General features: G+C 47.0%; 13 protein-coding genes. 6 read left to right on the top strand and 7 right to left on the bottom strand.

Annotation, left to right across the window (positions count from 1 at the left end; genetic code table 11):
* Positions 1-31: 31 nt before the first annotated feature.
* The gene (gene hypT / locus ACFK9X_RS03960) at positions 32-940 is read left to right on the top strand and encodes a hypochlorite stress DNA-binding transcriptional regulator HypT (protein ID WP_151115623.1); all 909 of its coding nucleotides are present in this window, start codon (positions 32-34) and stop codon (positions 938-940) included.
* Between the two features lie 5 nt (positions 941-945).
* Here the strand turns inward: hypT and ACFK9X_RS03955 are convergent, their stop codons facing one another.
* Complete coding sequence (locus tag ACFK9X_RS03955; RefSeq protein ID WP_000683251.1) at positions 946-1,680, bottom strand: aspartate/glutamate racemase family protein; 735 nt, start codon at positions 1,678-1,680, stop codon at positions 946-948.
* Positions 1,681-1,918: 238 nt separating this feature from the next.
* Complete coding sequence (locus ACFK9X_RS03950; protein WP_151115621.1) at positions 1,919-2,449, bottom strand: Hcp family type VI secretion system effector; 531 nt, start codon at positions 2,447-2,449, stop codon at positions 1,919-1,921.
* Positions 2,450-3,166: 717 nt separating this feature from the next.
* On the opposite strand from ACFK9X_RS03950, the gene trpS reads away from it, so the two are divergent.
* Complete coding sequence (gene trpS / locus ACFK9X_RS03945) at positions 3,167-4,180, top strand: tryptophan--tRNA ligase (protein WP_001094615.1); 1,014 nt, start codon at positions 3,167-3,169, stop codon at positions 4,178-4,180.
* Here the strand turns inward: trpS and uxuR are convergent, their stop codons facing one another.
* The gene (uxuR, locus tag ACFK9X_RS03940; RefSeq protein WP_000841654.1) at positions 4,181-4,954 is read right to left on the bottom strand and encodes a Uxu operon transcriptional regulator; all 774 of its coding nucleotides are present in this window, start codon (positions 4,952-4,954) and stop codon (positions 4,181-4,183) included.
* Between the two features lie 349 nt (positions 4,955-5,303).
* On the opposite strand from uxuR, the gene ACFK9X_RS03935 reads away from it, so the two are divergent.
* The gene (locus tag ACFK9X_RS03935) at positions 5,304-5,978 is read left to right on the top strand and encodes a dienelactone hydrolase family protein (protein ID WP_151115619.1); all 675 of its coding nucleotides are present in this window, start codon (positions 5,304-5,306) and stop codon (positions 5,976-5,978) included.
* Here the strand turns inward: ACFK9X_RS03935 and ACFK9X_RS03930 are convergent.
* From ACFK9X_RS03930 to ACFK9X_RS03915, 4 genes are all read right to left on the bottom strand, one after another.
* Positions 5,975-6,436, bottom strand: a complete 462-nt coding sequence (locus ACFK9X_RS03930; RefSeq protein WP_001654330.1) for a DUF302 domain-containing protein — start codon at positions 6,434-6,436, stop codon at positions 5,975-5,977. The two genes, ACFK9X_RS03935 and ACFK9X_RS03930, sit on opposite strands and share 4 nt — an antisense overlap.
* Positions 6,437-6,640: 204 nt before the next feature.
* Entirely contained in the window at positions 6,641-7,552 is a 912-nt protein-coding gene (locus ACFK9X_RS03925) for an STM4504/CBY_0614 family protein (protein WP_151115617.1), read from the bottom strand.
* Positions 7,553-7,827: 275 nt separating this feature from the next.
* A complete protein-coding gene (locus ACFK9X_RS03920) occupies positions 7,828-8,823 on the bottom strand; it encodes a membrane protein (RefSeq protein WP_001240360.1) in 996 nt (331 codons plus the stop codon).
* A gap of 251 nt (positions 8,824-9,074) precedes the next feature.
* Complete coding sequence (locus ACFK9X_RS03915; protein ID WP_151115615.1) at positions 9,075-9,683, bottom strand: DUF1062 domain-containing protein; 609 nt, start codon at positions 9,681-9,683, stop codon at positions 9,075-9,077.
* 486 nt (positions 9,684-10,169) lie between these two features.
* On the opposite strand from ACFK9X_RS03915, the gene ACFK9X_RS03910 reads away from it, so the two are divergent.
* The 3 genes from ACFK9X_RS03910 (at position 10,170) to ACFK9X_RS03900 (ending at position 13,339) form a co-directional block, all read left to right on the top strand.
* Positions 10,170-10,427, top strand: coding sequence for a YjhX family toxin (locus ACFK9X_RS03910; RefSeq protein ID WP_001054380.1), 258 nt, complete (start codon positions 10,170-10,172; stop codon positions 10,425-10,427).
* Positions 10,428-10,431: 4 nt separating this feature from the next.
* On the top strand, positions 10,432-12,063 hold the full coding sequence (locus tag ACFK9X_RS03905) for a class I SAM-dependent methyltransferase (RefSeq protein ID WP_151115613.1): 1,632 nt from the start codon (positions 10,432-10,434) through the stop codon (positions 12,061-12,063).
* 559 nt (positions 12,064-12,622) lie between these two features.
* The gene (locus ACFK9X_RS03900) at positions 12,623-13,339 is read left to right on the top strand and encodes a YebC/PmpR family DNA-binding transcriptional regulator (RefSeq protein WP_161126853.1); all 717 of its coding nucleotides are present in this window, start codon (positions 12,623-12,625) and stop codon (positions 13,337-13,339) included.
* Positions 13,340-13,674: the final 335 nt, after the last annotated feature.

Here is a 13,674-nt window from a genome sequence, read left to right as displayed (position 1 = left end):
CCTCTTCGGGCGGCTGACAGGATAACGGTAAATGGATGTAACTGGAGCAGGTTTGCACAATATTGAGACAAAATGGCTATATGATTTTCTGACGCTGGAAAAGTGCCGCAATTTCTCTCAGGCCGCCATTATCCGCAACGTATCGCAACCCGCTTTTAGCCGGCGGATTCGCGCCCTGGAACATGCCGTGGGCGTTGAACTGTTTAACCGGCAGGTCTCACCGCTACAGCTTTCCGAACAGGGTAAAATCTTTCACTCTCAGGTTCGCCACCTGTTACAGCAGCTGGAAAGTAATCTGACCGAACTGCGCGGCGGCAGCGATTATACGCTGCGTAAAATCAAGATTGCCGCCGCCCATTCGCTCTCCCTCGGCCTGTTGCCGACCATCGTTAAGCAGATGCCGACGCAGTTTACCTACGCCGTTGAGGCGATAGATGTCGACCAGGCGGTGGATATGTTACGTGAGGGGCAAAGCGATTTTATCTTTTCTTATCACGATGAAAACCTGCAACAAGCGCCGTTTGATAATATCCGTCTGTTTGAGTCGAGACTGTTTCCGGTTTGCGCCAACAATGGCCGGGGCGAGCCGCGCTATACGCTTGAGCAGCCGCACTTTCCCCTGCTTAATTACAGTCAAAACTCCTATATGGGCCGGCTGATAAATCGTACTCTGACTCGCCATGCTGAACTGAGTTTCAGTACATTTTTCGTCTCTTCGATGAGTGAATTGTTAAAACAGGTTGCGATGGACGGCTGCGGAATCGCCTGGTTGCCCGAGTATGCTATCCGTCAGGAGATTACCGACGGGCGCCTGATCGTGCTTGATGCCAACGAACTGGTTATTCCGATCCAGGCTTATGCTTATCGCATGAATACCCGCATGAGTCAGGTAGCCGAAACATTTTGGCGCGACCTGCGTGGGCTTCAGGCCGCGCTGTAAACACCTCAGGCGGTAAGGCGTTGTTCCCCGGTCAAAGAGGCGCGGGTGTCTGGCCAGGACTCATACCAACGAATCGCCGCGCGCACCAGCGACGCTGTGGAATCAATCATCGGGCACGCTATCGCGCGTTCATGTCCGGCCACAATAAGCGGAATTTCGGTACACCCCATAATAATTGCCTGAGCGCCACGGGCAATAAGGCTATCGATTTGCGGCAGCAGCAGCGCTTGCGCCGCAGTTTTATCGCCACGTTTAAGCGTATAAATAGCCTGCATTACCAACGCCTGCCCCGCTTCTTCTGGCTGAATTAGCGTCAGCCCCCGCGCCAGCGCTTTCTTTTGATATAGCCCGGTCGCCAGCGTCGCATTGGTCGCCAGCAGACCAACGTGCCGCGCCGATGGCGGAATATCCCCCAAGGTGGCGTCCAGGATGCTGATCATTCGCGCTTTCGCGACGTTCTGTAAATCATCAAACCAATAATGCGCAGTGTTGCATGGGATAACGATACACTCCGCCCCGGCGTCTTCCAGCATATGCAGATAACGCTCCAGATAACGGTATGGCGAAGGCCCGCCGGATAACAGACATGCTGTACGATCGGGAATATCAGGGATAGAGCTGACAATGAGCGGGATGTGTTGTTGATCACAACTGGCATGTCGCAATTCAACAAATTTTTCCAACATATCCGCCGTTGCCGCAGGTCCCATCCCCCCCAGTATCCCAATGGTGTGTTTCATCGCTTTTCCCGCTTATTTACGTCAAGGTCAGAAACACACTATCAACTTGATGTGTATATAAAAAATGCCGTTTTATTAGCGGCTATGCGTAAAAATCATAACGGGTGTAAGGGCCATGCGTTATCGCCTTTTCAGGCAATCGATTGGTTACATGAGCGCTCATCAGCCTTCGCAAGCCGCTAAATGCCATTTCGCTATACAGCATCGCCCACTGCGAGTCCGCAAGCTTGTTTTGTTCTCATCGCCACAGCGCCTGTCGGTGAAGGGGCCGCCGTGTTTTGCTTTTCGACGCTAATGCGGGAATATCCCAGCGAATATGGCTATAAACCAAATCCACGGTCTCCGTGGCGCTGCCTTCGGCGTCGCCATGATTGCTCATGCGTGAAATTCGCACATTGGTGAGCGTATAAATAATAAATGGCAGCATTGCGCCCTTATCACGACGGCATAATGTCAGCACGCCTCCTTTCACCGTTTTCCCGTTACAATAGTGCTCATAGAGGCCTGGTGTAGCAAGATCGACTGGCTTTGTCAGCGTCAACCCTCCAATATATGTCCCTCTCGCTTCGCCGGACTCCCGTTTCGTCGGGTTGTGGTTGTAAGCAATAAGTTTTATTTGGTTTTCAAAACCTTTGATCCGGCTTTCGCCTTCAATACCGTCCAGTTTTAAATAGATGGCGTCCATCCCCCCTCCGTGATTATCATGCGGCAAAGCAGGCTGACAAGGACGGAACGCCAACAATGAAAGAACGTTCCATTTTCCAGCCATTTCGTTGGTGTCTCTGTATACCAGATTAAATACCGACAATCTGCTATAACTGGATTCTTGCTAAATACCTTCTGCCATCAACAATCCATTTTACAATAGCGCTACTGACCTGAAATCTATTACGCCAGGCATTCAAGCATCGTTTCCTGAATAACCATAGCCGCTATAAGAACCATATCAAAAAAGAAATATCAATATCATTTCTTATTTTTATCCGAGAAATTACTTAATTCCACAGAATCGGAATATAGACAATTCTTATTCCTTTTCACATCAATGGGTTTTTTAGACTTTTGTCATATCGAAAACAACCATTCCAATAGAACATATTTACTATGTGAATATATTTAATGTTTTTATCGCGCGCAGTGTTATCACAGTAATAAATGATTTGCATCAAAAATGCGCCTTTCAGCGCCACGTATTTTTGGGCAGCAAATTATAAAATCGCGTTTCAAAGTCAGTAACATGTTCTCTGTTCAGGCGATATGACTTTATGCCCGGACGACACGCCAGCCGCTTTACCCTTACGTTTAGTCGTGATACGTTAGAGCACATGAACACGAAACGATCCAACGCTACGCAACGTCATCTCCGCTGGTGGCTGCCTTCCTGAAGGCGGCACGGATCACTATCCCTTTTTAAGTAGCCGCCGAAAGGCGGCTACTGCGTTTCGGGACGTCTTTCGGCTTTACAGTAAGCATAAAGGAGTCCTTAATGAACACCCTTCCCATCATTCTGACTGGCGATCGCCCCACCGGCTCGTTGCACCTCGGCCATTATGTCGGTTCACTGCGCCAGCGCGTCGCGCTACAGCAGGATCACCAACAGTATGTCCTGATTGCCGACCTGCAGGGACTCACCGATAACGGCAGTAATCCGCAAAAAATCCGCGATAATATTCCGCAGGTGTTAGCTGACTATCTGGCCGTCGGCATCGATCCCGCGCTAACGACGATCTGCCTGCAATCCGCGTTACCCGCCCTCGCCGAATTAACGGTGCTGTATATGAATATTGTTACCGTCGCCCGAGTGGAGCGTAATCCTACGGTAAAAAATGAGATTGCCCAAAAAGGCTTTACCCGTTCCCTGCCGGTCGGGTTCATGGCGTATCCCATTAGCCAGGCGGCAGATATCACCGCCTTTAAGGCCGAAATGGTACCGGTTGGCGACGACCAATTGCCCATGATTGAGCAAACGAATGAGATCGTTCATAAGATGAATAGTCTATTCTCCTCGCCAGTATTGCGACCCTGTCAGGCACTCCTGAGCGATACGGGTCGTCTGCCCGGCATTGACGGCAGCGCCAAGATGTCGAAATCGCTCGGCAATACCCTGCTTCTTTCCGCCAGCGAAGAGACCATCCACCGTGCGGTCAGCGCGATGTACACCGATCCCAATCATTTAAAAATTAGCGATCCGGGAAAAATAGAAGGTAACGTCGTCTTTACGTGGCTGGATGCGTTCCATCCGGATAAAACCAAAGTCGCGGCGATGAAAGCACATTATCAACAAGGCGGATTAGGCGACCGTGTCTGTAAAAATGAGCTGGAGACCTGCCTGCAAGAACTGATCGCGCCCATACGCGAACGACGGGCAACCTTTATTGCAGATAAGGGAATGCTAATGGAATTACTGAAAAAAGGTAGCGAGCGGGCCCATGAGGTCACTCAAAAGACGCTACAGGAAGTAAAACGTGGACTGGGTCTGCCCACGCTATTCCAGGTATAATCAGGCATCAACGTTGTCCAGCGGCCATGACTCAAACAGATAGCCATCAAAGTAGATGTCATCAACATTGGAAAACTCCAGCAGACGCTGCTTCACGTTTTCCAGGTGCTGCCACATCGCCAGCTTCGCTGCGCGGGCGTCTTTCTTAATTAACGCCGCGAGGATCTGCTTATGATCGACCAGCCACTCCTTACGGTAAAGCGTATCGCCCAGATGGCTATGAAGCTGGAGCCACATCGGATTATTTTCACGCCATTGCCAGGACTGACGGAAGAGCTCTACCAACATACTGTTATGGGTCGCTTCGGCAATGGCCAGATGAAACTGCATATCGCCGCTTTCTGAGCCGCCCGGCGCGCTGGAGGCGAGCTCTCGCTCTTCCAGTTGTAACGCCTGGCGCATTTTAATGATGTCTTCGCGGGTGGCCTGCAGAGCGGCAAATTCAGCGATATTGCTTTCCAGCAACTGACGCGCCTGCAACAGTTCAAAAGGCCCGGCGTCATTACAGTGATTGACGTCAGCGCCTTCCATCTCGTTATTATCCGCGCTGTCGAGCACGTAGATCCCGGCGCCGCGGCGGACTTCAACCAGACCTTTAATTTCCAGCATGATCAGCGCTTCACGCACGACGGTACGCGTCACATTGAGCCTCTCAGCGATCTCTCTTTCCGGCGGCAAGCGCTCCCCGGGGCGGTACGGCGTCTGAACAATCAGATCCCGTATCATTGCGCCCACTTCCTGGTAAGGTCTTTGCTGAGAAGTGTTTGATTTCATATTGGTCGTGCCCGTCCGATGCGATTTTCCGGTATCAGACTATAGCATTTGTAAATAGGGATAGCACGCGTAGCACACCAAAAACGCGAAACTGGTCAACCAACAAAATAATAATGCGCCCCGTTTCGCTAGTGAGGCCAGATGAAAGGAAAGGCAATAGACAATACACGACTGATGTTCCACCTTTAGCCCTGATGCCTGAATATGAACAGCATATTGGTTTACCAATATAAAATTTATCAACCAAAAATCAGGCCATAAAATGTGTCTGTACATTGACAGGAACAATGCCTCTGACATAGCGTGATCGGCGAAAATCCAGCCGCTCTCTTTGTATCAAAAACGCGTTATGATAAAAGACACCGTGTTTTTCGCCCCAGGCGTATCCGGGGGAAGCAACGCCTCCAGTTTGTCGAGCCGCCATCGCCGGGCAGCGATTATTCTGCATGAAATTTATGGTATTAACGCTCATATCCAACGCGCAGGCCATGAATGGATGACGCGTGGATTCGACATCTATATTCCCGCGCTGTTTCCTCACCATACCCCCTTTCGCTATGAACAGCAGGAGGAGGCTTACCGTCACTTTTCAGCAAATGTCGGCTTTGATCCCGCCGTCGTTACCACATTACTCCACGATCTCAGAACGCAGTACGAGACGCTAATCGTCGTAGGGTATAGCGTCGGCGCAACGCTCGCATGGCTAAGTGCAGCCAGTGGGTTATGCGATGGCGTCATTTGCTATTACGGTTCCCGTATACGCCAGTACCTTCATCTTGCGCCTCTCTGTCCGGCACTGGTTATTGTCGCGCGTTATGAGCCAGCGTTTGATCCCCTCGCCATGCGACAGGCGCTAGAAAAACGCCCCCGGGTGCAGTGTAAAATGTACGATGCGCGGCACGGGTTCTGTGATGCTGATAGCGCCACCTTCGATGCCGCCTTATCGCATCAGGTAATGGACGATGTGACCGCATTTATTCGCGACATCACTTGTGCAAACACATCGCCCGATTTTCAGCTTTAGTGGAGACTTTTTTCAACGAGCTGTTCCAGTTTTTTCAAAGCCTGTATGTCTGCGGCATCAAGACCATAACGTTGCAGCGTTTCAGCGGGATGATAACTGACTAACGTTCGCCCATCGGCTTGCTGGCTAATGAGCACCCGAAACGGTAAATCCAGCGCCAGTTCGGGATGCGCCAGCATGAGAGGCGTTCCGCCTTTAGGATTGCCAAAGACCAGAACCGTTGTCGGCGGCATTTTCAGGTTAACATTCTGTGCCGCTCTGGCATGGTCAAATTCCCCAAATAACACCAGACCGTGATCGGCGACAGCGTGCATCAACCGCGCTCGGGTCTGCAAATAGTCATAAGCGCTGTAGGTTTTAACCATGGTTATCGCTCCATCCTCCGTTGCAAAGCCAGGCCTTATTAAGATTAACATCAGGGTTACCGCCAATAAAAAAGGCTTTAAAATAGTACTCATTCTTCTCTCTCCCTGACCCAATACCCATGAGTAAATGCGACACAGATGATATGCAGTTTAAAAATCAGTCATCGTACTGTACCCCTTATTGTTGCACTGAACAGCTCATCACTAAAAAAACAGACGGCAGAACAAAAAATTCCGACGTCTGAACAAATTTAAATAACGATGATCCAGTCTGACTGAGCGACAGCGCGATCATTATTATGGCGAGACACTATCTTCTTCAGCCCGCTGGGTAAGAAAAAATATACTCCGCTCAGTAAGATAATAAATACTACAGGCCAACTCTTCAGAGATACGGAGCATCATTGCGTAGTGATGATGCGATTTTTCTGGCGCCATCGGCAGAAATATTTCTGACTCCAGCACGTTACTTAAAAAATGAAATTTATGTGCATATTCAGCAGATATAACGCCTCTCGCCATCAGATTAGTCATTAAGGTATTTAAACTATCTTGTTCATGATATACGATACCTTTTCTCTCATGAATTCTGAGAAGAACGCTTCTGAAGACTGCATGACATTCCTTTACGACACAGGCAAAATCATTAAGCATCAGGCGATTATACGCTTCCATAAGATCATATTCGACAAAGCCATACTCTCCAAGAGAGTACAAATAATAACATATGTTTTTAAGCCGTTTTATTCTGCGCAACCTTACAATTCTACCATTTTCATATCGATATTTTAAACCATGCTCATGAAATATATTATTTAATTCACTAATCGCCTTATCCGGTTCTAACCCAAGCGTAACTTCATAGGTCCGAAGGTAGGTATCTATATAGTTAAAAGCAAGCTCAATGGTATCAATATGCTTTCTTTTATCATCTGTTTTTAATAACAGATTACTCATTTCATCCAGATATGACGTTGAATGCGCATATAAGGTGAATAAGCCATACTCTTTGCGCAACGTTTTACATATTCTTCGATAAACTTCGTCAGAATGACTATTATGATAGCAGTATAATGTCATATCATAAAAAGAGGAGCAATTCCCTAACGTATTAATAATCAATAAGATTATTTGCTCGCGTATTTCTAACGGAATATCTTCATATAACAGATCGCTATGCCTTAGTGAGTATGGTCTAAAGGTGTGCATTCCTCCCCCTGTAACCGCAACAGAAAAAATTACTCTATGAATAGCGCCACATTACTCTAATTCAGTGGTTCAGGTATTAATATCAGCTCAACAGTGAGCCATTTTTTCTTATTTTTTAATGGTGTTGCGTGAATATTTACATTAAATATAAATGATAAGCAAAGTAAAGAGGCTTGCGTAATTATGACGCTACTGACAAAGAGATCAGGGTCTTCGTATCGGATGAAACGTGAGATCCCATTAATGAATGGGATCTGTTTTATTATTACTTCCTGTCAACCCACTTTTTCAACTACAAAATTATCCTGACGAACAAAATCAATAAGCAGTTCTATAGTCCCCAACCCCCATTGATTCGATATAGCAATACGCTCACCGGACGGCAACTCAATCAACGCATCTTCCTGCATATGATATCTGTTTTTCCTTTTTTCAGGAATCTGCTCAACCAGTGCTACTGTTCTTTTCTGTAAGTCTTCACTCAATTTATTCTTGAGATCATCTATATTCGCAGGATTATGTTTATTAATCCAGTCAGTGAAAAGTTCAAGTGCAAGCTTCCGTTTATTGAAGGTTTTTCCTTTATATTTATATAAGGAATAATCCCTCTCCGACTTTTGACTGCTAATAATTTGTTCCGTGCGTTTCTCTCTGAATCTGACCTGATATTCTTCCAGTTCAGGGACTGGTATTATTTGTTCAGCATTAATCAGCACTTCACCCTTAAAGTTGTAAGGCGTTAAGCGAACACAGCGAATATCGACACCTTTATCTCTTAGCCATATTGCGGTTGTCGTTAATTCTTTACTGAAATCCGCTGATGCCAGAACGATGCGAATATCTTTACCAAAATCAGCGAGTTCGTTTTCTTCTAACTCCACAAAATCCAGTAACTTCTCTTTTGCATTCTCATCGATCCCATGCTTCCAAAGATATGCCTGATAATATTCGCATGCTTTCGCAAAACTCATCGTTGAAATCATTGCCGCATACCTTAGCGCCTGCAGTTCCATATGCGCGCCGATTTCATCACGTTTCAGTTCAATGACAACCAAATTGGCCTGCTTGTCAATCGCTAATAAATCAATCCTCCGCCGACTATCCTCCCAATCAGAGAATTCTTCGGATATGACAAGGCAGCCCGGCGCGACAATATCAATATTCTTCTTGATAGCCTCCTGAAGATCATAGCGTTCCTGCAGCCTTTCGATGGTGAAAGATGTTTTTTCAAGGGTAGTCAGTATTTTCTCAGAGATATTGTATAGCGCCACATTATATTCCTTTTGTTTACTCTACAGATAATTGTAACCCATCGCCCTTTGTCATTCTGCTGGCTTGCGCAAAGAATCCATACAACATCATCACTGGTGCGAAAATCTGGATTATCCATGGCATTCAGCCTTCACTGAATGCCACAGACAAGGGTTATTCAACTAAAGCTCACCTGTCCCTTAGTCCTTCTTTCATTCCGTTACGTCGTTGCCATACCAGCACACTTAAACGTAAGGTGAGCTTATTATTTTTATCGACGGGTCAGAACAATCCTTCGCCAGTCATACAGTGTTTCAACTGAGAGCTGCAAATCATATTTCGCATTCTTCATTTTTCGCGATTTAAGCATTTTCATCGTGACGCCACTTATTTGCCCTGTTTCAATCCGTCTCTTGATTTCGGCTGCGCTTAGCAGGAGTTGCTTCTTCAAAATCGACAGCAGGCTGACCTGAAAAGAACGGGAAATCCTGACGCTAACACTGACCTGCTTGTGGGAGGCGATACTGACCAGCCACCGTTCCTGAATGTGAAAATCAGGCTGCCCCGATAATTCAGCATTGTTTCGCTTCAGGATCGCGTTGTCATAAGCAAAATATTGCACCGTGGCGGCATCATTCGCCATCAGTCGGCCATAAAGATCGCGGTTAATTTTGCTGACTGGCAGGCGCGAGAACAGGGAGATATTCCAGGTGTAATCGCAGTGTGTGCATTTATAGATACTCCAGACATCGAGTACCTTCTTTTGCGAATTAACCCGAAATGCCCCAGAAGGCGTGAAGTCCCGTTTTACGCTGCATGAAGGGCAACGTTTCGCTATGCGCTGATACCCCACAGGAGTGACAGTCCATATGACTTTTATAACGTACCTTTTTTAACCCATACAAAACCGGATCCGAACTCAGCGGACCATAAATGTTTATGTATGAAAAATATTTAAGTGATATTTTTCAGTGGGTTAAAAAAAGATTACCAACGCTACAACCCAGTCAATGGCCAAAAGATACGCCGAGATTATCAAAGCGGCCATTATCGGGTATATGAGTTTAATCAATATTCATTATGGTAGCGGCGGGATCTATTCAACTGACTTACTAAACGCATGATCCTCCCTTTGAGATCACACTTTTCGCTCCCGGTTATTCACTTACAGAAATCAGGTGTTATCATTCACGACGTAAATACCTTTCAACTCAACCCGAGGCTTTGATGCTGGAGAATGTCATCATCTGATAATCAGTTCCCCGACCTTTTCAGGCCGGACTGATTATCAATGTGCCGAAATCGAATGCGGACACCGCAGTGTGTTTGCACGTTTTGCCTATGATGATTAAACAGGTTCTTCAGTATGAATTTATCCCGTCAGGAACAACGTACCTTACACGTTCTCGCCAAAGGCGGACGCATTACGCACATCCGCGATGCGTCAGGCCGCGTCACCGCCGTTGAGTGCTATAGCCGCGAAGGGCTGTTGCTCGCCGATTGCACGCTCGCTGTATTCAAAAAACTCAAAACCAAAAAGCTGATCAAATCCGTTAACGGTCAGCCCTACCGCATTAATACAACCGGGCTGAACAACGTTCGCGCCCAGCCTGACAATCGCTAAGGAGATGATGATGGATATCAGCACCGTTATTTTTGCAACGCATCACATTCGGCTATTACCCGATGAAGGCAAAATCCCCTGGGACGAGCCAGCCTTCAGCCAACGCATGCTGGAAAATCATCTGTCGCAGGACCACGACTGGGCCAGCCGCCGGCTAACCGTGATTGAGCAACAGGTAACATGGATTACCCGTCAGTTACCCGCTGGCGCCCGCATTCTGGATCTCGGCTGTGGCCCCGGTTTTTATACCCGCCTGTTAGCGGAGCGTGGGTTTCACTGCACAGGCGTAGATTTCTCTCCGGCATCCATCACATGGGCTCGCCAGCAGGCGCAAGCCGCAAACCTGAATATTGACTACATTCAGCAGGATATTCGTACATACCACCCCACGGAACCTTTTGATTTCATTATGATGACGTTTGGGGAACTGAATGTCTTTAGCGCTGCTGATGCGCAAAGCCTCATCAGTCATTGCGCTCAGTGGTTGAAACCGGATGGCAAACTGCTTGTTGAAGTGCATACCTTCGATGAAGTTAAACGCCAGGGCATGGCGCAGCCAGGCTGGCAGCGTTGTCCGCACGGCCTGTTTCTTGCCGAGCCTCATCTTCTGTTAACGGAAAATGCCTGGGATGAAGAGGCCCAAACCAGCTCAACGCAGTTCTGGGCGATAGCGGAAAACGGCTGTACCACCCGTTTCGGCAGTCAAATGAAGGCCTGGCGCGATGATGAATATATCAGCCTGCTTGGTGATGCTGGCTTCACTGTGTTGCAGCGCCCGGACAGTCACACCTGGCCGGTCGGCGAGACTTTTGCAGGCAAGCTGTTTGCGCTGCTGGCTGAAAAAGCCCCTCCCGCTGAGGGAATCGCCCTCAGTAAAAGGAATAACCCAATGGATATCCCACGTATTTTTACCATTAGCGAAAGCGAACACCGTATCCATAATCCGTTTACAGCGGAAAAGTACGCCACGCTGGGCCATGCGTTACGCATGAAACCAGGCACGCGGATTCTCGATCTCGGTAGCGGTTCGGGTGAGATGCTCTGCACCTGGGCTCGCGATTACGGTGTTACAGGTACTGGCATTGATATAAGCCCGCTCTTCACCACACAGGCAAAACAACGTGCAGAAGAGCTCGGCGTCAGTGAATACGTACATTTTATTCATAACGACGCGGCCGGTTATATCGACGAGGAAAAATATGACGTGGCGGCCTGCGTAGGCGCTACCTGGATTGCGGGCGGTGTCGCGGGGACAATAGATCTGCTGGCCAAAAGCCTCAAACCTGGCGGGATCATTCTCATCGGTGAACCGTACTGGCGTCGGATCCCCGCAACGGAAGAGATCGCCCACGCCTGTGGCGTCTCATCCGTCGCCGATTTTCGTCCCCTGCCCGAGCTGGTCGCCTTTTTCGACCAACTCGGCTATGACGTAGTGGAAATGGTGCTGGCGGACCCGCAAGGCTGGGACAGATATGAAGCCGCGAAGTGGATGACCATGCGCCGCTGGCTGGAGGAAAACCCTGACGATGAGTTTGCGCAAGAGGTTCGAACAGAACTGACGGTAGCCCCCAAACGTCACGTCACCTGGACGCGAGAATACTTTGGCTGGGGCGTATTTGCGTTAATCGCGCGATAACGTGAAGCAGGAGGTATAGCCTACAAGAGGTATACCTCCGTTTAAAAGTATGCAACAAATTAACACGGCTCAAGGCGGGAATATATCGTCTTAGAGACTATCCCAATAGGCGTTATTGGCGCAGCCAGTTTGGACACGGACAGCGCGCAAAAACCGGAGCGTACACGTAGTACGTGAGGATTTTGAGCACTGCCCAGGTCCAAAATGGCAAGTAAAATAGCCCTAATGGGATAGGCTCTTAATTTCGCCATTAAGTTTCTGCCACAATATGTCGCAAGACGTGCAAGCATTCCACCTCACCTGATGAGCGAAATCACCATCAATAAGACGTTATTGCTGCGATTCAATTATTAAAAATAAAAAAAGAACCGGAAGAAAATCAGAAAAGGACTTATCCACCATATTAGCTATTGTTAAAATCAAAGTAATCCCTCGTAAAAGCTGGATGTTTTTATTTCTCATAGACGAGAATTTATATATTATGATATAATACGATAGAAAAATATGCAGGTTATTAACCTGCCATTAATGTAAATAATTTTTTGAGGAGATGTTTCCAGTGGGACGTAAATGGGCAAATATTGTTGCTAAAAAAACGGCTAAAGACGGTGCAACGTCTAAAGTATATGCAAAATTTGGTGTAGAAATCTATGCTGCGGCTAAACAAGGTGAACCAGACCCGGAATCAAACTCAGCTTTAAAATTCGTTATTGAACGTGCGAAACAGGCACAGGTTCCAAAACATGTTATTGATAAAGCCATTGATAAAGCCAAAGGTGGCGGAGATGAAACGTTCGTGCAAGGGCGTTATGAAGGCTTTGGACCAAATGGTTCAATGGTTATCGCTGAAACGTTGACGTCTAATGTTAACCGTACGATTGCTAATATCCGCACAATTTTTAATAAAAAAGGCGGGAATATCGGAGCGGCAGGTGCTGTCAGCTATATGTTTGACAATACTGGAGTAATTGTATTTAAAGGAACAGACCCTGACCATATTTTTGAAATTTTGCTTGATGCTGAAGTTGATGTTCGTGATGTAACCGAAGAAGAAGGAAACATCGTTATTTATACTGAAGCTACAGACCTGCATGAAGGAATCGCAGCTCTAAAAGCAGCTGGAATTACTGAATTTTCAACAACAGAATTAGAAATGATTGCTCAATCAGAAGTTGAACTTTCACCAGAAGATTTAGAAATCTTTGAAGGACTTGTTGATGCCCTTGAAGATGATGATGATGTGCAAAAAGTATATCATAACGTTGCAAACCTCTAATTATAAATTAAACAAATCTGTCTCTATGGCAGATTTGTTTAATTTATAAAGCTGTTATAAAAAAGTCTATCTGGCCAGATATATAGTTCTTTAAATTTATGTGTCTTATCACGACCTGATCTGACACATAGCCTTGAAAGATTGAGAGTTACCGGTTTTGATATGGTGTTGAATCCTCATATAAAACATGAGGTAATTTTCATGCTTCATACGACGAATCCCGTCAGCAAGCTAAGCAAAAGCCAGCAATATCGGGCTACTTACAATCTCCCTGTGCTCTTTAAGGTGCCGCGCCTCATAAATTCCGCTTGCGCTCATGATGGCTCATCTGGCGC

The sequence above is a fragment of the Salmonella sp. WC3 genome (assembly GCF_042932255.1).
In the GTDB taxonomy this organism is placed as follows: domain Bacteria; phylum Pseudomonadota; class Gammaproteobacteria; order Enterobacterales; family Enterobacteriaceae; genus Salmonella; species Salmonella enterica.
The sequence above is the reverse complement of the archived record's forward strand: the minus strand, read 5'-3'. Positions and strand labels throughout refer to the sequence as shown.

Coding starts and splice junctions, on each gene's coding strand:
- hypT (WP_151115623.1), top strand. CDS start 32: ATGGATGTAACTGGAGCAGGTTTGCACAATATTGAGACAAAATGGCTA.
- ACFK9X_RS03955 (WP_000683251.1), bottom strand. CDS start 1,680: ATGAAACACACCATTGGGATACTGGGGGGGATGGGACCTGCGGCAACG.
- ACFK9X_RS03950 (WP_151115621.1), bottom strand. CDS start 2,449: ATGGCTGGAAAATGGAACGTTCTTTCATTGTTGGCGTTCCGTCCTTGT.
- trpS (WP_001094615.1), top strand. CDS start 3,167: ATGAACACCCTTCCCATCATTCTGACTGGCGATCGCCCCACCGGCTCG.
- uxuR (WP_000841654.1), bottom strand. CDS start 4,954: ATGAAATCAAACACTTCTCAGCAAAGACCTTACCAGGAAGTGGGCGCA.
- ACFK9X_RS03935 (WP_151115619.1), top strand. CDS start 5,304: ATGATAAAAGACACCGTGTTTTTCGCCCCAGGCGTATCCGGGGGAAGC.
- ACFK9X_RS03930 (WP_001654330.1), bottom strand. CDS start 6,436: ATGAGTACTATTTTAAAGCCTTTTTTATTGGCGGTAACCCTGATGTTA.
- ACFK9X_RS03925 (WP_151115617.1), bottom strand. CDS start 7,552: ATGCACACCTTTAGACCATACTCACTAAGGCATAGCGATCTGTTATAT.
- ACFK9X_RS03910 (WP_001054380.1), top strand. CDS start 10,170: ATGAATTTATCCCGTCAGGAACAACGTACCTTACACGTTCTCGCCAAA.
- ACFK9X_RS03905 (WP_151115613.1), top strand. CDS start 10,432: ATGATGATGGATATCAGCACCGTTATTTTTGCAACGCATCACATTCGG.